The organism is Pseudomonas marginalis (assembly GCF_008692035.1).
Taxonomy (GTDB): Bacteria; Pseudomonadota; Gammaproteobacteria; order Pseudomonadales; family Pseudomonadaceae; genus Aquipseudomonas; species Aquipseudomonas marginalis.
Map to the genome: position 1 here is coordinate 2,275,577 of NZ_VTFG01000001.1, position 18,043 is coordinate 2,293,619.

General features: G+C 61.4%; 19 protein-coding genes. All 19 read right to left on the minus strand.

Annotated features, from left to right (window positions below; genetic code table 11):
- Position 1 precedes the first annotated feature (1 nt).
- Positions 2–790, minus strand: coding sequence for a ParA family protein (locus FX984_RS10575; RefSeq protein ID WP_027603874.1), 789 nt, complete (start codon positions 788–790; stop codon positions 2–4).
- Positions 791–841: 51 nt separating this feature from the next.
- Positions 842–1,729, minus strand: coding sequence for a flagellar motor protein MotD (motD, locus tag FX984_RS10580; protein ID WP_027603873.1), 888 nt, complete (start codon positions 1,727–1,729; stop codon positions 842–844).
- Between the two features lie 15 nt (positions 1,730–1,744).
- Positions 1,745–2,485 carry a flagellar motor protein gene (locus FX984_RS10585; protein WP_027603872.1) on the minus strand — a complete coding sequence of 247 codons (741 nt, stop codon included), beginning with the start codon at positions 2,483–2,485 and terminating at the stop codon, positions 1,745–1,747.
- Positions 2,485–3,618, minus strand: coding sequence for a protein-glutamate methylesterase/protein-glutamine glutaminase (locus tag FX984_RS10590; RefSeq protein WP_074847404.1), 1,134 nt, complete (start codon positions 3,616–3,618; stop codon positions 2,485–2,487). Before FX984_RS10590 ends, FX984_RS10585 begins: the two co-directional genes overlap by 1 nt.
- 48 nt (positions 3,619–3,666) lie before the next feature.
- Positions 3,667–5,892 carry a chemotaxis protein CheA gene (locus FX984_RS10595; protein ID WP_108573779.1) on the minus strand — a complete coding sequence of 742 codons (2,226 nt, stop codon included), beginning with the start codon at positions 5,890–5,892 and terminating at the stop codon, positions 3,667–3,669.
- 11 nt (positions 5,893–5,903) lie between these two features.
- Positions 5,904–6,692, minus strand: coding sequence for a protein phosphatase CheZ (locus tag FX984_RS10600; protein WP_027603869.1), 789 nt, complete (start codon positions 6,690–6,692; stop codon positions 5,904–5,906).
- A gap of 18 nt (positions 6,693–6,710) precedes the next feature.
- Entirely contained in the window at positions 6,711–7,085 is a 375-nt protein-coding gene (locus FX984_RS10605) for a chemotaxis response regulator CheY (protein ID WP_160385018.1), read from the minus strand.
- Positions 7,086–7,255: 170 nt separating this feature from the next.
- Positions 7,256–7,996, minus strand: a complete 741-nt coding sequence (fliA, locus tag FX984_RS10610; RefSeq protein WP_015885174.1) for an RNA polymerase sigma factor FliA — start codon at positions 7,994–7,996, stop codon at positions 7,256–7,258.
- Complete coding sequence (gene fleN / locus FX984_RS10615; protein WP_003192912.1) at positions 7,993–8,826, minus strand: flagellar synthesis regulator FleN; 834 nt, start codon at positions 8,824–8,826, stop codon at positions 7,993–7,995. The genes fliA and fleN overlap by 4 nt, the downstream gene beginning before the upstream one ends.
- A gap of 105 nt (positions 8,827–8,931) precedes the next feature.
- Positions 8,932–10,248, minus strand: coding sequence for a flagellar biosynthesis GTPase FlhF (gene flhF, locus FX984_RS10620; protein WP_027603868.1), 1,317 nt, complete (start codon positions 10,246–10,248; stop codon positions 8,932–8,934).
- 12 nt (positions 10,249–10,260) lie between these two features.
- Positions 10,261–12,375, minus strand: coding sequence for a flagellar biosynthesis protein FlhA (gene flhA / locus FX984_RS10625; protein WP_222935394.1), 2,115 nt, complete (start codon positions 12,373–12,375; stop codon positions 10,261–10,263).
- A 224-nt stretch (positions 12,376–12,599) separates the two neighbouring features.
- A complete protein-coding gene (gene cspE, locus FX984_RS10630) occupies positions 12,600–12,803 on the minus strand; it encodes a transcription antiterminator/RNA stability regulator CspE (RefSeq protein WP_098478959.1) in 204 nt (67 codons plus the stop codon).
- Positions 12,804–12,844: 41 nt separating this feature from the next.
- The gene (locus FX984_RS10635) at positions 12,845–13,048 is read right to left on the minus strand and encodes a S1 domain-containing protein (RefSeq protein WP_223841621.1); all 204 of its coding nucleotides are present in this window, start codon (positions 13,046–13,048) and stop codon (positions 12,845–12,847) included.
- A 149-nt stretch (positions 13,049–13,197) separates the two neighbouring features.
- Positions 13,198–14,517, minus strand: a complete 1,320-nt coding sequence (locus FX984_RS32465) for a YncE family protein (protein ID WP_186511875.1) — start codon at positions 14,515–14,517, stop codon at positions 13,198–13,200.
- A gap of 130 nt (positions 14,518–14,647) precedes the next feature.
- Positions 14,648–15,784: a flagellar biosynthesis protein FlhB gene (gene flhB / locus FX984_RS10645; RefSeq protein WP_027603865.1), complete on the minus strand. Its 1,137-nt coding sequence runs from the start codon at positions 15,782–15,784 to the stop codon at positions 14,648–14,650.
- A 3-nt stretch (positions 15,785–15,787) separates the two neighbouring features.
- Complete coding sequence (fliR, locus tag FX984_RS10650; protein WP_092355178.1) at positions 15,788–16,573, minus strand: flagellar biosynthetic protein FliR; 786 nt, start codon at positions 16,571–16,573, stop codon at positions 15,788–15,790.
- Between the two features lie 4 nt (positions 16,574–16,577).
- Positions 16,578–16,847: a flagellar biosynthesis protein FliQ gene (gene fliQ, locus FX984_RS10655; protein ID WP_027603863.1), complete on the minus strand. Its 270-nt coding sequence runs from the start codon at positions 16,845–16,847 to the stop codon at positions 16,578–16,580.
- 18 nt (positions 16,848–16,865) lie between these two features.
- On the minus strand, positions 16,866–17,609 hold the full coding sequence (gene fliP, locus FX984_RS10660) for a flagellar type III secretion system pore protein FliP (RefSeq protein ID WP_027603862.1): 744 nt from the start codon (positions 17,607–17,609) through the stop codon (positions 16,866–16,868).
- On the minus strand, positions 17,609–18,043 hold the full coding sequence (gene fliO / locus FX984_RS10665; RefSeq protein WP_108573773.1) for a flagellar biosynthetic protein FliO: 435 nt from the start codon (positions 18,041–18,043) through the stop codon (positions 17,609–17,611). The genes fliP and fliO overlap by 1 nt, the downstream gene beginning before the upstream one ends.

The window sequence follows — 18,043 nt, forward strand, 5'->3', positions numbered from 1 at the left end:
ATCAGGCCACCTGTGCCACAAGCTGCTGGGACAGCAGGTGCTTGAGCAACGCCCGGTACGCCAGCACACCGCGGCTTTTGCCGTCGAACTGCGACGGCGTGAGCCCGGCACGGCTGGCATCACGCAGGCGGGTGTCCACCGGAATGTAGCCGTTCCAGATAGTCTCCGGGTAGGCATCGCGCAGGACGCGCAAGGTGCCCAGGGACGCCTGGGTGCGGCGGTCGAACAGGGTGGGCACGATGCTGTAGGGCAACGCCTGTTTGCGCGAACGGTTGATCATCGCCAGGGTGCTGACCATGCGCTCCAGGCCCTTGACCGCCAGGTGCTCGGTCTGCACCGGGATCACCAGTTGCTGGCTGGCCGCCAAAGCGTTGACCATCAGCACCCCGAGCAACGGCGGGCTGTCGATGATCGCGTAGTCGAAGTCCTGCCACAGTTGCGCCAGGGTCTTGGCGATCACCAGGCCCAGGCCGCTCTGCCCCGGCGACTGGCGCTCCAGGGTGGCCAGCGCGGTACTCGACGGCAGCAGGAAAATGCTTTCGTTACTGGTGGGCAGCAGCAATTGCCCGGGCAGGTCGGCCGGTACGTTGCCTTTGTGCAGGAACAGGTCGTAGTTGCTGTGCTCCAGCGCATCCGGGTCGTAGCCGAAATAGCTGGTCATCGAGCCGTGGGGGTCGAGGTCGACCACGACCACACGCTTGCCCGCCTCGGCCAGCAAGCCGGCTAAAGCGATGGAGGTGGTGGTCTTGCCGACTCCACCTTTTTGATTGGCAACTGCCCAGACTCTCATTCGGATGGTTCCTCCCGGTGGGCACACGCGCGACCGAGACATTGCATAAGGTTATTGAGCCGGCGACGGAGAATTGACGGCACTCTGCTGAACCGGCGGCTTTGCAGGGGCCGGTGCAGTTTGTGTGCCAGCGCGCTTCAAGGCCGCATCCGGTGTTGCATTGGCGGTACCAGTGCCGGTCAGGCTACGGCGCACCTCCAGGTTTCGGGACACCACCAGCACCACCCGACGGTTGCGTGCGCGGCCTTCGAGCGTGGCGTTATTGGCCACCGGCTGGAACTCGCCATACCCCACCGACGCCAGGCGTCCAGGGTTCACGCCCTGCATCGCGAGCATGCGCACGATGCTTGCGGCACGGGCCGATGACAGCTCCCAGTTGGTCGGGTACTGCGCGGTACTGATCGGCACATTGTCGGTAAAGCCTTCAACGTGGATCGGGTTTTCAAACGGTTTGAGGATCGCCGCCACCTTGTCGATGATGGTGAACGCCTGGTCGCTGGGCAATGCATCGGCACTGGCGAACAGCAGGCTGGAATTGAGCTCGATCTCCACCCACAACTCATTGCCGCGCACGGTCATCTGGTTGGAGCTGATCAGGTCGCCAAACGCGGCACTGATGTCGTCGGCGATGCTTTTCAGCGGATCACTGGTGCCGCCCACGCCGGCAGCGGTTTCGTCGCTGTCGTTGACCAGCGGCTTGGCCGGGGTCACGGTCCTGGGCCGCTCTTCGCCAATCGGGATCGGCTTGAGCGAACGGTCGGCGTCGTTGAACACACCGATCAACGCCTGGGAAATGACCTTGTACTTGCCTTCGTTGATCGACGAGATGGAGTACATCACCACGAAAAAGGCGAACAGCAAGGTGATGAAGTCCGCATAGGACACCAGCCACCGCTCGTGGTTGACGTGTTCTTCAGGCTCGCGACGGCGACGGCTCATTGGCAATACTCCCCATCAATCCATGAAGCCCTGGAGCTTCAATTCGATGGAGCGCGGGTTCTCGCCCTCGGCAATCGACAGGATGCCTTCGAGCAGCATCTCGCGATAGCGCGACTGGCGCATGGCAATCGACTTGAGCTTGCTGGCCACCGGCAACAGCACCAGGTTGGCACTGGCCACCCCGTAGATGGTGGCAACGAACGCCACGGCAATGCCGCTGCCCAACTGCGACGGATCGGCCAGGTTGCCCATCACGTGGATCAGGCCCATCACCGCGCCGATGATGCCGATGGTCGGCGCGTAGCCGCCCATGCTTTCAAACACTTTGGCGGCGTTGATGTCGCGGCTTTCCTGGGTGTAGAAATCCACCTCGAGGATGCTGCGGATCGCTTCCGGCTCGGCGCCGTCCACCAGCAATTGCAGGCCTTTGCGCGAATAGCTGTCGGGTTCGGCATCGGCCACGCCTTCGAGGCCCAGCAGGCCTTCCTTGCGTGCGGTGAGGCTCCAGTTGACCACACGATCGATGCCACCGGCCAGGTCGACACGCGGCGGAAAAATGATCCAGATGAGGATCTGCATCGCGCGCTTGAACGAACTCATCGGTGACTGCAGCAACGCGGCGCCCACCGTGCCGCCAATCACGATCAGCGCCGCCGGGCCGTTGGCCAGGGCGCCCAGGTGACCGCCTTCGAGGTAGTTGCCGCCAATAATGGCGACAAACGCCAGGATGATGCCGATCAGGCTCAATACATCCATCAGAGGCAGGCCTCCACCAGATGCCTGCCGATGTCGTCCAGGCTGTAGACGGCGTCGGCCAGGTCAGCCTTGACGATGGCCATGGGCATGCCATAGATCACGCAGCTGGCTTCGTCCTGGGCCCAGATCGCACTGCCGCCCTGCTTGAGCAGGCGCGCGCCTTCACGGCCGTCGGCGCCCATGCCGGTGAGCACCACCGCCAGAACTTTGTCGCCGTAGGACTTGGCCGCCGAACCGAAGGTGATGTCCACGCACGGCTTGTAGTTGAGGCGCTCATCGCCCGGCAGGATTTTGATCGCGCCACGGCCGTCGACCATCATCTGCTTGCCGCCCGGGGCCAGCAACGCCAGGCCAGGACGCAGGATGTCGCCATCCTCGGCTTCCTTGACGCTGATGCGGCACAGCTTGTCCAGGCGCTCGGCGAAGGCCTTGGTGAACGCGGCGGGCATATGCTGGATCAACACGATCGGCGCCGGGAAGTTGGCCGGCAATTGGGTCAACACGCGCTGCAAGGCGACCGGGCCGCCGGTGGAGGTGCCGATGGCGACCAGCTTATAGGCCTTGCGCTTGGGCGCAGGCGAATGGGCAGCCGCCGGTGCCGACGTCCGCACCGGCGGCGCGGCAGGCCGTGCAACCGGCGCAGGTGCCGGGCGGCCAAACGTGGAACCGGCAGGCGCCGCCGGCGCAGCAACCGGTGCCGGCGCAGGGGCTGGCGCGCTGAACAGGCTGCGGCGGTTGCTGCGGGAAATACTGTGGACTTTCTCGCACAGCAGTTGCTTGACCTTCTCGGGGTTGCGCGAGATGTCTTCGAAATTCTTCGGCAGGAAGTCCACCGCCCCCGCATCCAGCGCGTCGAGGGTCACTCGGGCGCCTTCGTGGGTCAGCGAGGAGAACATCAATACCGGGGTCGGGCAGCGTTGCATGATGTGCCGGACTGCCGTGATGCCATCCATCATCGGCATCTCGTAGTCCATGGTGATCACGTCCGGCTTCAACGCAATGGCTTGATCAATCGCCTCTTTGCCGTTGGTGGCCGTGCCGACCACCTGGATGCTTGGATCGGCGGAAAGAATTTCCGAGACGCGGCGGCGGAAGAAACCCGAATCGTCCACCACCAGGACCTTGACTGCCATAAACACTCCGTTAGGTGGGGCGGGCAATACCGCCCTGCCCCACCAGAATCAAATACGCCGAGCGGCGTAACGCTTGAGCATGCTCGGAACATCGAGAATCAGCGCGATCCGACCGTCACCGGTGATGGTCGCGCCCGACATGCCCGGGGTTCCCTGCAGCATTTTGCCCAAAGGCTTGATGACCACTTCTTCCTGGCCAACCAGTTGATCGACGACAAAGCCGATACGCTGGGTGCCCACGGAGAGGATCACCACATGGCCTTCGCGCTGCTCTTCATGGGCGGCCGATGCAACCAGCCAGCGCTTGAGGTAGAACAGGGGCAACGCCTTGTCCCGCACGATCACCACTTCCTGGCCGTCGACCACGTTGGTGCGCGACAGGTCGAGGTGGAAGATCTCGTTGACGTTGACCAGCGGGAAGGCGAACGCCTGGTTGCCCAGCATCACCATCAGGGTCGGCATGATCGCCAGGGTCAACGGCACCTTGATGACGATCTTGGAGCCCTGGCCCTTGGTCGAGTAGATGTTGATCGAGCCGTTGAGCTGGCTGATCTTGGTCTTCACCACGTCCATGCCCACGCCACGGCCCGACACGTCGGAAATCTCGGTCTTGGTCGAGAAGCCGGGGGCGAAGATCAGGTTGTAGCACTCGGTGTCGGTCAGGCGGTCGGCGGCGTCCTTGTCCATCACGCCACGCTTGACCGCGATATTGCGCAGGATGGTCGGGTCCATGCCCTTGCCGTCATCGGTGATCGACAGCAGGATGTGGTCGCCTTCCTGCTCCGCCGCCAGGATCACCTTGCCGCCACGGGACTTGCCCGAGGCTTCGCGTTCTTCCGGGGTTTCGACACCGTGGTCGACAGCGTTGCGCACCAAGTGGACCAGCGGGTCGGCCAGGGCCTCGACAAGGTTCTTGTCGAGGTCGGTTTCTTCACCCACCAGTTCCAGATTGATCTCTTTCTTCAGCTGGCGCGCGAGGTCGCGGACCAGGCGCGGGAAGCGGCCGAAGACTTTCTTGATCGGCTGCATGCGCGTTTTCATCACGGCGGTCTGCAGGTCGGCGGTGACCACGTCGAGGTTCGACACGGCCTTCTGCATGGCTTCATCGCCACTGCTCAAGCCCAGGCGCACCAGGCGGTTACGCACCAGTACCAGCTCGCCGACCATGTTCATGATGTCGTCCAGCCGTGCGGTATCGACCCGCACGGTGGTTTCGGCTTCACTGGCCGGTTTTTCCGCGACCGGTGCCGCAGCGGCACGCGCTGGCGCCGGGGCAGCAGCCGGCGCAGGCGCAGGCTTGGCGGCGGGCGCGGCGGCTTTGGCGGCAACCGGTGCCGCCGTGGCTGCAGCAGCGGCCGGGGCGACTTCGGTGAACTTGCCCTTGCCGTGCAGATCGTCCAGCAGTGCTTCGAACTCGTGATCGGAGATCAACCCATCGTCCGCAGGCTTGGCGCCTGCAGCGGGTGCTGCCGGGGCCGCGGCCGTAGCGGCGACTGCCGGCAAGGCATCGGCCGCGAAGGTGCCCTTGCCATGCAACTGGTCGAGCAACGCTTCGAATTCATCGTCAGTGATGTCGGTGCTGGCAGAAGCGGCGGGCACCTCCGCAGCACCGGCGGCGGCACCGGCAGGCGCCACGGCGTCGGCAGCGAACTGGCCCTTGCCGTGCAATTGATCGAGCAGGGACTCGAACTCAGCGTCGGTAATGTCCTCGCTGGTCGGCGCGGCAGCCGGGGCAGCCGGGGCAACCGCAGCCGGCGCTTCGGCTTCGGCCTTGACGGCACTGAGGGAACTGAGCAGTTGCTCGAACTCGCTGTCCGTCACATCCGCTTCAGGCTCCGCCACTGGTTCCGGTACGGCTTCGACCACCGGCGCTGCCGTGGTGTCGGCCGGCTCGGCATAGCGCGCCAGGGCGGCCAGCAGTTCCGGAGTGGCTGCGGTGATCGGGGCACGCTCGCGCACTTCGCTGAACATGCCGTTGACCGCATCCAGTGCTTCGAGAATCACGTCCATCAACTCCGAATCAACGTGACGCTCACCCTTGCGCAGGATGTCGAACACGTTCTCGGCGATGTGGCAGCACTCCACCAGCTCATGGAGCTGGAGGAAGCCGGCGCCCCCTTTTACAGTATGAAAACCGCGAAAAATTGCATTGAGCAGGTTCGCATCATCCGGGCGGCTTTCCAGCTCGACCAGTTGTTCGGACAGTTGCTCTAAAATTTCGCCGGCCTCTACAAGGAAATCCTGAAGGATCTCTTCATCGGCGCCGAAGCTCATGTGGGTGCTCCTTAGAAGCCTAAACTGGATAACAGGTCATCTACGTCATCCTGACCTGACACAACGTCTTCACGTTTATCGGCATGAATCTGCGGACCTTCACCCTTGGCGAGATGTTTTTGTGGATCTTTTTCAGAGAGGATCGCTTCGCGGTCATGTTCGATGCCGGCAAAACGGTCGACCTGGCCGGCCATGAGTACCAATTTGAGCAGGTTGCTTTCCACTTCGGTGACCAACTGGGTCACACGCTTGATCACCTGACCGGTCAGGTCCTGGTAATCCTGGGCGAGCAGAATGTCATTGAGGTTGCTGGAAACCATGCGGTTTTCCTGCTCGCTGCGTGACAAAAACCCTTCGACCCGACGGGCCAGCTCACGAAACTCTTCCGCACCGACTTCACGGCGCATGAAGCGGCCCCAGTCAACGCTCAGGGCGTGGGCTTCCGTGGCCATGCCGTTGACCAGGGGCGTGGCGTTTTCCACCAGGTCCATGGTGCGGTTGGCCGCCGCCTCGGTCAGCCTGACCACATAGGACAGGCGTTCGGTGGCGTCGGTGATCTGCGAAATCTCTTCGGCCTGGGGCATGTGCGGGTCAATCTGGAAATTGACGATCGCGCTGTGCAGCTCGCGTGTGAGCTTGCCCACTTCCTGGTACAGGCCTCGGTCACGGGTCTGGTTGAGCTCATGGATCAACTGCACCGCATCGCCGAACTGGCCTTTTTCAAGGCTGTCAACCAACTGGTGAGCATGCTTTTTCAGGGTCGACTCAAAGTCTCCCTGTGACGTTTCTTTATGCTCCATAGCTCCCCCGCGATGGCATCAGCCGTGGATGCGTTCGAAGATCTTTTCGATCTTCTCTTTCAAGGCCTGTGCAGTGAATGGTTTGACCACGTAACCGTTGACCCCGGCCTGGGCGGCTTCGATGATCTGTTCACGCTTGGCTTCGGCGGTCACCATCAACACGGGAAGGCTGCGCAATTTTTCGTCGGCACGCACGTGGCGCAACAAGTCGATACCGGTCATCCCCGGCATGTTCCAGTCCGTTACCAGAAAGTCGATGCTCCCGCTGTTGAGGATCGGAATCGCCGTCAGGCCGTCATCCGCCTCGACCGTGTTTGTGAACCCAAGGTCACGCAACAGGTTTTTTATGATCCGCCGCATCGTTGAGAAGTCATCAACGATGAGGATTTTCATGTTCTTGTCCAATTCGACCTCCAAGCAGTCTTAAACGCGCCCAGCACCTGGACGCGCCATTTCAATCAACAGGCATTACACAAAAAGGACTGCCAAGGGCACCACGGCCCGAGCCCGCGAAGGCCTATCACCTTCGCGGTATCGCTTTGCAATGCTCCCCACACTGCCTGTCAGCGCGCTCGCCACTCTCCCAGACGCCCCCGCAAGCGGGCCGCGCACTGGCTATGCAACTGGCTGACACGGGATTCGCTGACCCCCAGGACCTCACCGATTTCCTTGAGGTTCAGCTCTTCGTCGTAGTACAGCGCCAATACCAACCGCTCACGCTCCGGCAAGTTGGCAATGGCGTCCGCCAACGCACCCTGGAAACGCTCATCTTCCAGGTCACGGGACGGCTCCATATGCGCGCTCGCGCCGTCCTCGTGCAGCCCTTCGTGTTCGCCGTCCTGCAACAGGTCGTCGAAACTGAACAGGCGGCTGCCCAAGGTATCGTTCAAAATCCCGTAATAATCGTCGAGACTCAATTGGAGTTCGGCCGCAACTTCGTGATCTTTAGCGTCGCGACCGGTTTTTGCTTCAATTGCACGAATTGCGTCACTGACCATGCGTGTATTGCGGTGCACCGAACGCGGCGCCCAGTCACCCTTGCGCACTTCGTCGAGCATCGCGCCACGGATGCGGATCCCCGCATACGTCTCGAAGCTCGCGCCCTTGCTCGCGTCGTACTTGGTCGACACTTCGAGCAGGCCGATCATGCCCGCCTGGATCAGGTCTTCGACCTGGACGCTGGCGGGCAGGCGTGCCAGCAGGTGATAGGCGATGCGCTTGACCAGTGGCGCATAGCGCTCGATCAACTCGCCCTGGCTGTCACGGGCAGATTTCTTGTAAGCGTTATAGCCGTTCGCTGTCATAGCACCGGTCCTGCACTCGTCTGATGCACCAATCGCTCGACGAAAAACTCCAGATGCCCCCGAGGGTTGGCAGGCAACGGCCAGGTATCGACCTTCTGGGCAATAGCCTTGAACGCCAATGCGCACTTGGAACGAGGGAATGCTTCGTAGACTGCACGCTGCTTTTGCACAGCCTTGCGCACACACTCGTCGTAGGGAACTGCACCGACGTATTGTAAGGCGACATCGAGAAAGCGATCCGTGACCTTGGTCAACTTGGCGAACAGGTTGCGGCCTTCCTGCGGGCTCTGGGCCATGTTGGCCAGGACGCGGAAGCGGTTCATGCCGTAGTCACGGTTAAGCAGTTTGATCAGGGCGTAGGCGTCGGTGATCGAGGTGGGTTCATCGCAGACCACCAGCAAGACTTCCTGCGCCGCGCGCACGAAGCTGACCACGGACTCGCCGATCCCGGCGGCGGTGTCGATCACCAGCACGTCGAGGTTGTCGCCGATGTCACTGAATGCCTGGATCAGGCCGGCATGCTGCGCCGGGCTCAGGTGCACCATGCTCTGGGTACCGGAGGCGGCCGGCACGATGCGGATCCCGCCAGGGCCCTGGAGCAGCACGTCGCGCAGCTCACAGCGCCCCTCGATCACATCGGCCAGGGTATGTTTGGGCGTCAGTCCCAGCAGAACGTCGACGTTCGCCAGCCCCAGGTCAGCATCCAGCAGCATGACGCGACGGCCAAGCTCTGCCAGGGCCAGGGACAAATTCACTGACACGTTAGTTTTCCCGACGCCACCTTTGCCGCCGGTCACCGCGATCACCTGTACGGGATGCATGCTGCCCATTTTATTTCTTTACCTTGTCTTGCTTAGACGCAGGCTACATGGCTTGGCCGCGTGAGTCGCTTGCAGACCATCGATGTAGGTACATTTCACGGTGTTCATCGCACCTCAACCCACCCGTTTTGCAGGCTTGTGGTAAAGGTCGGCGAACATATCGGCCATCGCTTCCTCGCTAGGCTCTTCTTGCATTTGCACGCTGACGGCGCGGCTGACCAGTTGATGACGGCGCGGCAGATGCAAATCATCCGGGATCCGCGGCCCGTCGGTCAGGTAGGCAACCGGTAGTTCATGGCTGATAGCCAGGCTCAACACTTCGCCCAGGCTGGCGGTTTCATCCAGTTTAGTCAGGATGCAGCCGGCCAGACCGCAACGCTTGTAGCTATGGTACGCAGCGGTAAGAACCTGTTTCTGGCTGGTGGTTGCAAGCACCAGGTAATTTTTCGACTTGATGCCACGCCCCGCCAGGCTTTCCAGTTGCAGGCGCAACGCCGGATCGCTGGCCTGCAGGCCGGCGGTGTCGATCAGCACCACGCGCTTGCGCAGCAATGGATCGAGCGCGTTGGCCAGGGACTGGCCCGGGTCGACGTGGGTGACCGGTACATTGAGGATACGGCCCAGGGTCTTGAGCTGTTCCTGGGCGCCGATGCGATAGCTGTCCATGCTCACCAGCGCGATGTTGTTCGCGCCGTACTTGAGCACATAGCGCGCCGCCAGCTTGGCCAGCGTGGTGGTCTTGCCCATGCCGGCAGGGCCGACCATGGCGATCACACCGCCCTCTTCCAGGGGTTCGATTTCCGGGGTGGCGATCATCCGCGCCAGGTGGGCCAGCAACATGCGCCAGGCCTGGCGAGGCTCTTCGATTTCGGTGGTCAGGGCCAGCAGGTCGCGGGACAACGGGCCGGACAGGCCGATGCGTTGCAGGCGGCGCCACAGGTTGGCCTGGTGCGGTTTGCTGCCTTGCAGTTGGGTCCAGGCCAGCGAACCCAGTTGCACTTCCAGCAATTCGCGCAGGCCGTTGAGTTCAAAACGCATCGAGTCGAAGACGCGCTGGTCGACTGCGGCGGCCGGGGCTGGCGCGGCAGGACGCGGCGGTTCGATGAATGTTGGCTCAACCAGCGGCTCGGCGGCGGTCAGCGGCAGGCCGGCGAACAACTGGCGATTGGTGGAGGCATCGCTGTCGCCACGCATGCTCAGCTCAGCCTGGGCCGAGACGATGCGCGAAGCGGTCTTGCGCAGCTCGTCTTCGAGTTCCATGTTCGGCACACGCGGCGCCAATGCCGAGGGGGTGTAGTCCAGGGCAGCCGTCAGCTCGACACCGCCGGCAATACGACGATTACCGATAATCGCGGCATCGGCGCCCAGCTCATCGCGGACCAGTTTCATGGCCTGACGCATATCGGCGGCGAAAAAACGCTTAACTTGCATAACCCACTACCCTCAGCCGTTGGGCCCTACTGTCGCGACGATAGTCACTTGCTTGTTGTCAGGAATTTCCTGATAAGCCAAAACGTGCAAATTCGGTACTGCCAGACGTCCAAACCGCGACAACATCGCCCGGACCGGACCCGCCACCAGCAGAATCACCGGTTGGCCCTGCATTTCCTGGCGCTGTGCGGCGTCGATCAACGAACGCTGCAGTTTCTCAGCCATGCTTGGCTCCAGCAGAACGCCCTCTTCCTGGCCTTGTCCTGCCTTCTGAATACTATTGAGCAATATCTGTTCCAACCTTGGCTCCAAGGTGATCACAGGCAGCTCGGAGTCAAGCCCTACAATGCTTTGCACGATTGCGCGGGACAATCCGACACGCACCGCCGCCACCAGCGCGGCGGTATCTTGACTCTTGGCGGCATTGTTGGCGATAGCCTCGGCAATGCTGCGAATGTCGCGTACCGGCACCTGTTCGGCCAGCAGCGCCTGCAGCACCTTGAGCAGTTGCGACAACGACAGCACGCCCGGCACCAGCTCTTCTGCCAGTTTTGGCGAGGCCTTGCCCAGCAAGCCCATCAATTGCTGGACTTCTTCGTGGCCGATCAGCTCGTGGGAGTGCTTGTACAGGATCTGGTTGAGGTGGGTGGCGACCACGGTGCTGGCGTCCACCACGGTGTAGCCCAGGGACTGCGCCTGGCTGCGCTGGCTGATTTCGATCCACACCGCCTCCAGGCCAAAAGCCGGATCTTTGGCGGTAATGCCGTTGAGGCTGCCGAATACCTGGCCGGGGTTGATTGCCAGCTCGCGGTCCGGGTAGATCTCGGCTTCAGCCAGAATCACGCCCATCAGGGTCAGGCGGTAGGCACTCGGGGCCAGGTCGAGGTTGTCGCGGATATGCACGGTGGGCATCAGGAAGCCCAGGTCCTGGGACAGCTTCTTGCGCACGCCCTTGATCCGCGCGAGCAACTGGCCGCCCTGGTTGCGGTCCACCAGCGGAATCAAGCGGTAGCCGACTTCCAGGCCGATCATGTCGATCGGGGTCACGTCGTCCCAGCCCAACTCCTTGGTTTCCTGGGCGCGGGCCGGGGACGGCAGCAGTTCCTGCTGGCGGGCGATCTCTTGCTGAGCCTGGACCTTGACCGCATTCTGCTTTTTCCAGAACAGGTAGGCAGCGCCGCCGGCCAGGGCCGCCATGCTCAGGAACGACACATGGGGCATGCCCGGCACGATCCCCATGATCGCCATGATGCCGGCCGCCACAGCCAGGGCCTTGGGCGAGGCAAACATCTGGCGGCTGATCTGCTTGCCCATGTCTTCGGAGCCCGAAGCACGGGTCACCATGATGGCGGCAGCTGTAGATAACAACAGTGATGGCAATTGCGCCACTAAACCGTCACCGATGGTCAGCAGGGCGTACACCTTGCCCGCATCGCCGAAGGTCATGCCGTGCTGGAAGATCCCGACCGCCATGCCGCCGATCAGGTTGATGAACAGGATCAGCAGGCCGGCGATGGCGTCACCGCGCACGAATTTGCTGGCACCGTCCATGGAACCGTAGAACTCGGCTTCCTGGGCGACTTCCAAGCGACGGGTCTTGGCCTGGTTCTGGTCGATCAGGCCGGCGTTGAGGTCGGCGTCGATAGCCATCTGCTTGCCGGGCATGGCGTCGAGGGTAAAGCGTGCGCTCACCTCGGAAATCCGTCCGGCGCCCTTGGTCACCACCACGAAGTTGATGATCATGAGGATCGCGAACACCACGATACCGACCACGTAGTTACCGCCGATCACCACCTCACCGAAGGCCTGGATCACCTTACCGGCAGCGGCGTGGCCGTCCTGGCCGTGGAGCATGACCACACGGGTGGACGCCACGTTCAGCGCCAGGCGCAACAGGGTTGCCACCAGCAGGATCGTCGGGAACACCGCGAAATCCAGCGGCCGCAAGGCGTAGACGCACACCAGCAGGACGACGACGGACAGGGCGATGTTGAAGGTGAAGAACACGTCCAGCAGGAACGGCGGCATCGGCAACATCATCATTGCCAGCATGACCAGCAACAACAACGGCACACCCAGATTGCCCCGCGAGAGGTCAGTCAGGGTGCCACGGGCCGTGCTGAACATTTGAGAGCGATCCACCACCGATATTCCTCGTTTCCTTGAAGCAAACTTTTGACGCCGGGAGGCGTCCTGGAGGCGGTATTGCAAGAAGCCTTCCAACTTTGCTTTTGAGGAGGTGGATCGCTGCAGGCGCCCGAGTTCTATCGGATGTAAACACTCCAACGGTGAGAGAAAGGCTGCTCCCGTCCCACCGTTGGATCCGTTTGCATTTACTGCACGGGACCTTTCTATAACGGTCTCACATTGGCCGCCTGCGGCCCTTTTTGACCCGGAGTCACTTCGTATTCGACTTTTTGCTTTTCATCCAGGCTTTTGAAGCCCGCGCTGTCTATAGCGGAGTAATGGACGAATACATCCGCACTGCCGTCGTCGGGAGAAATAAACCCAAACCCCTTCTCCGCGTTAAACCACTTCACCGTGCCCGTTGCCATTGCCGTTCTCCCTAGATTTCACTCAAGAACCTGCGCCGGTGTCACAAGATAAGCCTGACCCTTGATGCATACACGCCATCGGGTCGATGGATCATCTGAAGCTCGACCTTCAAACCCACTGAAAGCCGAACCCCTTGCGAACCGAGCGAATCCACCAACACCACCTCTGCGCGATCATCCAGCACAATCCCCCCCTTGCGGGACTTCGGGTCATAAGATTTGATCGTTCCCGTCACCACAGCCATCACCACTCCCTGCATCTATTAACAGCGTGCGCGCAGTACCTGATGGTATGGAACCGCGAGAATGGCAGGTTGGCTACTGTCAAACTTGACAGGTAGGCAAGGAGTGACGACGAATGGCAGGCCACTCGCCTGCCTCGGCTTTTACGTCGTTACTCGCTGGAGAAGCACACCCACAGGTCGCCGTTGGACTTCTGGGTTTCCATGCGATGAATGAAGGGTTTGAAAATAGAAATACTGTGATCCAACGTCCAGCCTTGCGCGTCATACACGTCAATCCGTCCGTGCTCTTCATAGGACCCGGTGTATACCCACTTCCCGTCCGGACTCACGGCCAATGACCGCACAGACAAACGCTGATTCTCCTTCTCTCTGCCGGTCTTCGTGTCGATGACACTGATAATGTCACCGCCGTATGCATACAGCCGCTGGCCATTGGCACTCAAGGTCAGCCCCCAGGCCGGGTGCTTGGATATTTTTTCGACGCGCTCACTGACAGGATCGAACCTATAGACCCCAGCCCCTTCGCCCAGCACGCCAAGACAAGCCACATAGACATGGCCGTCGTGCGGATTGCCCACGGTGTCGAACGTGATGGCCCCAACCGGTATTTTCTTGATCACTTCCTGCGACGCCCTGTCGACAATGATCAGCGAAGCTTCAGCGTTCCCAGGGCCACCCCACGCACCAACATAAATCTGGCCGCCATCGCGACCAAGCACCAGCCCCGTGGCGTATTCCTCAATGACAGCGCCTGGCAATAGCTCTTTTTCCTGCACATCAACGATGAACAAATGGCTATACAGCCAATTGCATGCATATAGAAACCGCCCGTCGGGGCTGAACCCTCCCAGCTTTTCAATGAAGACGGGATAGTTATCGACGAGGCTGATTGTCTGAAGATCGATCTTCGCAATGCCATTGACCCATTCGGCATGCAGATACCGGCCATCCGGACTGAACAGAAAACTGCCAATATTGCTCTCGATCATATGAACCACTTCGGCGGCCGCCGTGAGGGTGGCAATGCAGGGTTCGACCCTGATATCGATGTTCACATAGACACGTTCATCGTTCTTCTTCACGGGCACCCCCAAGTACAACAGGCGCTGGGCATGCACGCGGACGATGGCTTGGCGGGTGGCCTGACGCAGGCCCGAGCGACCTTGCTTGACCTGATAGCTCAACACATGCCGGCCATGGGTGAGCCGTTCGGCCGCTACCGAAAACTTGATCCCGGCCTGCAGCGGGTCACCTTCGAGCTTATGGCTGGCAATCACCTCGCCGTCCAATATCAGCTCAACAGCACTGTCGGCTTGGCCAAAGGTCTCACGCACATGCACATCGAGACCTTTGTTCGGATAAAAGCCGTGCTGGGCAGCCTGCTTGTCGACCGCATTGCCGGGACGTCGCCGCTGGCCAGGAAGGTTGATCGCAAGGAGAGGAAGGGGTTTGGTTGAGGAGCCGCTCATGGGGGGAAATCCCTCTGCATGGATGGGAATCCCATGTAACGCTCAGAAGTGCCAGCTCACAACTGTCAAACTTGACAGGTAGGCGGCATTTACCGACAGACTGAAACACCGCAAGCACGACAACCCTGCCTCAGGAATCGCGACGCAACTCCGGCGGGATCGGCAGATCCTTGAGCGGATCCGGGCGCTTGCCCTTGCCCGCGCGGTATTGGCGAATCTGATAGACATACGCCAACACCTGGGCCACGGCCAGGTACAACCCCGCCGGGATTTCCTGGTCAAGGTCGGTGGAGTAGAAGATCGACCGCGCCAGCTCCGGCGACTCCAGCAGCAGGATGTCGTGGGCCACGGCGATTTCGCGGATTTTCAACGCGGTAAAGTCGCTGCCCTTGGCCAGCAGCATCGGTGCGCCGCCCTTCTCCGGGTCGTACTTGAGGGCCACGGCGTAGTGGGTCGGGTTGGTGATGACCACGTCGGCGTCGGGCACCGAGGCCATCATCTTGCGCTGGGACATTTCCCGCTGCAGCTGGCGGATGCGCTGCTTGACCTCGGGGCGGCCTTCCTGGTCCTTGTGCTCGTCGCGCACTTCCTGCTTGGTCATCAGCAGTTTCTTGTGGCTTTCCCACAACTGGATCGGCGCATCCACCGCCGCGATGATGATCAGTCCGGCGGCCATCCACAGCGCACTCCAGCCCACCACCTGCACGCTGTGGATGATCGCCGACTCCAGGGGTTCATGGGCGATGCGCAGCAAGTCGTCGATGTCGGACGACAACACCATCAGCGCCACGAACAGAATCAGGATGAACTTGGCCAGGGCCTTGAGCAGCTCCACCAGGGCCTTGGCGGAAAACATGCGCTTGAGACCGGCCGCAGGGTTCATGCGGCTGAACTTGGGCGCCATGCTGCCGGCGGCGAACAGCCAGCCGCCGAGGGCGACCGGGCCGATCAGCGCGGCCAGCAGCAGGGTGATCAGGATCGGCTGCACCGCCAATATCGCGATCTTGCCCGAGTGCAGCAGGTATTGACCCATGGAGCCAGGGTTGAGCAGCACATCGCGGGGCAAGGTGAAGTTGTGCTTCATCAGCTCCATCAAGTCCAGCGCCAGGCCACCGCCATAGATCAGCAAGGCACCGGCTCCGGCCATCATGGTCGCAACGGTATTGAGTTCCTTGGAACGGGCAATCTCGCCCTTTTCCCTGGAGTCCTTTTTACGTTTCTCCGTGGGGTCTTCTGTCTTGTCCTGACCACTCTCGCTCTCGGCCATGGCTCAGCGCGCCCGTGCCAGATCACGTAGGAACTGCAAGGCGTCGGTCGCCAGCGGTTGATACTGATTGAGAATGTCAGCCAGGCCGACCCAGAAAATCCCCATGCCCAGCACCAGGGTCAAGGGGAAACCAATGGAGAAAATGTTCAGCTGTGGTGCCGCGCGGGTCATGACGCCAAACGCGATGTTGACCACCAGCAGCGCGGTGATCGCCGGCAATACCAGCAACAGCGAGGCGCCAAGCACCCAGCCGAGGCGCCCGACCACTTCCCAGAAGTGATTGACCACCAGCCCGGAGCCCACCGGTAAGGTGGTAAAGCTTTCGGTCAACACCTCGAACGCCACCAGGTGACCGTTCATGGCCAGGAACAGCAGGGTCACCAGCATGGTCAGGAATTGCCCGATCACCGCCGCCGACACGCCGTTGGTAGGGTCGACCATGGAGGCGAAGCCCATCCCCATCTGGATCGAGATGATTTGCCCGGCAATCACAAACGCCTGGAAGAACAGTTGCAGGGAAAAACCCAGCATGGCGCCGATCAGAATCTGTTCGGCGATCAGCATCAGGGCGCTGAGGTCCAGGGCATTCACCGGCGGCATGGGCGGCAAGCCCGGCACCAGCACCACGGTAATAGCCACGGCGAAATACAGGCGCACCCGGCGTGGAACCAGGGTCGTGCCGAACACCGGCATGGCCATCAGCATGGCCGTCACCCGGAACAACGGCAGGATGAACGAGGCCACCCACGTGCTGATCTGGGTGTCGGTCAATGCCAGCAAGGACTGCATCGGGTCAGCCGATCAACTGCGGAATACTGCCGTACAGCTGCAGGATGTATTCCATGAAGGTTTGCACCAGCCACGGGCCGGCGACAATCAGGGTGATCAGCATCACCAGCAGGCGCGGCAGGAAACTCAAGGTCTGTTCGTTGATCTGGGTCGCGGCCTGGAACATCGCCACCAGCAGGCCCACCAACAGGCTCGGCACCACCAGCACGGCAACCATCACGGTGGTCAGCCACAGTGCTTCACGGAACAGGTCGACGGCGACTTCTGGGGTCATGCTGCTTCACCTAACACATCACACCCCTCCGAAACTGCCGGCCAACGTGCCGATAATCAGCGCCCAGCCGTCCACCAGCACAAACAGCATGATCTTGAACGGCAATGAAATAATCAGCGGCGACAGCATCATCATCCCCATGGCCATCAGCACGCTCGCCACCACCAGGTCGATGATCAGGAACGGGATAAAGATCATGAAGCCGATCTGGAACGCGGTCTTCAGTTCCGAGGTGACGAACGCCGGCACCAGGATGGTCAGCGGCGCCTGGTCCGGAGTCGCGATGTCGGTACGCTTGGACAGGCGCATGAACAACTCAAGGTCGCTGGAACGGGTCTGCGACAGCATGAAATCCTTGATCGGGCCCTGGGCCTTGTCGATCGCATCCTGGGCAGTCATTTTTTCGGCCAGGTACGGCTGCAGGGCTTGCTGGTTCACCTTGTCGAACACCGGCGCCATGATGAACATCGTCAAGAACAACGCCATGCCGGTGAGGATCTGGTTCGACGGCGTCTGCTGCAGGCCCAGGGCCTGACGCAGGATCGAGAACACAATGATGATCCGCGTAAAGCTGGTCATCAGCATGACAAACGCCGGGATAAAGCTCAGCGCGGTCATGATCAGCAGGATCTGCAGGCTGACCGAATACTCCTGGGCCCCCGCCGCGTTGGTACCCAGCGTAATCGCCGGGATCGACAACGGGTCGGCGGCCAGCGCCAATGGCGTGGCCAGCAACAGCATGAGCGTCAATAAAACGCGCATTACTTCTTATCCTTCTGATCCTTGCCCAGCAATTCCATCAGGCGCTGGGCGAATTCTGGCGTGGCGGGCTGGGATTGGGTGGTTGGCACCGGGGTCTTGAGCACATGCAGCGGCGTGATTCGGCCGGGGGTAATGCCCAGCAGGATCTGTTCCTCGCCCACTTGCACCAGCACCAGCCGGTCACGCGGGCCGAGGGCGCGCGAGCCGATCATTTCGATGACCTGGGCATTGCCCGGGCCGATGCTCTGCACGCGCCGCATCAGCCAGGCCAACACGAAGATCAAGCCGACCACCAGCAACAGGCCCAGCACCAACTGCGTCAGTTGCCCGCCAACGCTGCCGCCGACGGGCGCAGCGGCAACCTGGGCTACCGGCTCCGCCGCCCACACCGCCAATGGCAGCGCGGCGAACAGTCCCACCATCAGCCGTTTCAT

Coding starts and splice junctions, on each gene's coding strand:
- FX984_RS10575 (WP_027603874.1), bottom strand. CDS start 790: ATGAGAGTCTGGGCAGTTGCCAATCAAAAAGGTGGAGTCGGCAAGACC.
- motD (WP_027603873.1), bottom strand. CDS start 1,729: ATGAGCCGTCGCCGTCGCGAGCCTGAAGAACACGTCAACCACGAGCGG.
- FX984_RS10585 (WP_027603872.1), bottom strand. CDS start 2,485: ATGGATGTATTGAGCCTGATCGGCATCATCCTGGCGTTTGTCGCCATT.
- FX984_RS10590 (WP_074847404.1), bottom strand. CDS start 3,618: ATGGCAGTCAAGGTCCTGGTGGTGGACGATTCGGGTTTCTTCCGCCGC.
- FX984_RS10595 (WP_108573779.1), bottom strand. CDS start 5,892: ATGAGCTTCGGCGCCGATGAAGAGATCCTTCAGGATTTCCTTGTAGAG.
- FX984_RS10600 (WP_027603869.1), bottom strand. CDS start 6,692: ATGGAGCATAAAGAAACGTCACAGGGAGACTTTGAGTCGACCCTGAAA.
- FX984_RS10605 (WP_160385018.1), bottom strand. CDS start 7,085: ATGAAAATCCTCATCGTTGATGACTTCTCAACGATGCGGCGGATCATA.
- fliA (WP_015885174.1), bottom strand. CDS start 7,996: ATGACAGCGAACGGCTATAACGCTTACAAGAAATCTGCCCGTGACAGC.
- fleN (WP_003192912.1), bottom strand. CDS start 8,826: ATGGGCAGCATGCATCCCGTACAGGTGATCGCGGTGACCGGCGGCAAA.
- flhF (WP_027603868.1), bottom strand. CDS start 10,248: ATGCAAGTTAAGCGTTTTTTCGCCGCCGATATGCGTCAGGCCATGAAA.
- flhA (WP_222935394.1), bottom strand. CDS start 12,375: ATGTTCAGCACGGCCCGTGGCACCCTGACTGACCTCTCGCGGGGCAAT.
- cspE (WP_098478959.1), bottom strand. CDS start 12,803: ATGGCAACGGGCACGGTGAAGTGGTTTAACGCGGAGAAGGGGTTTGGG.
- FX984_RS10635 (WP_223841621.1), bottom strand. CDS start 13,048: ATGGCTGTGGTGACGGGAACGATCAAATCTTATGACCCGAAGTCCCGC.
- FX984_RS32465 (WP_186511875.1), bottom strand. CDS start 14,517: ATGAGCGGCTCCTCAACCAAACCCCTTCCTCTCCTTGCGATCAACCTT.
- flhB (WP_027603865.1), bottom strand. CDS start 15,784: ATGGCCGAGAGCGAGAGTGGTCAGGACAAGACAGAAGACCCCACGGAG.
- fliR (WP_092355178.1), bottom strand. CDS start 16,573: ATGCAGTCCTTGCTGGCATTGACCGACACCCAGATCAGCACGTGGGTG.
- fliQ (WP_027603863.1), bottom strand. CDS start 16,847: ATGACCCCAGAAGTCGCCGTCGACCTGTTCCGTGAAGCACTGTGGCTG.
- fliP (WP_027603862.1), bottom strand. CDS start 17,609: ATGCGCGTTTTATTGACGCTCATGCTGTTGCTGGCCACGCCATTGGCG.
- fliO (WP_108573773.1), bottom strand. CDS start 18,043: ATGAAACGGCTGATGGTGGGACTGTTCGCCGCGCTGCCATTGGCGGTG.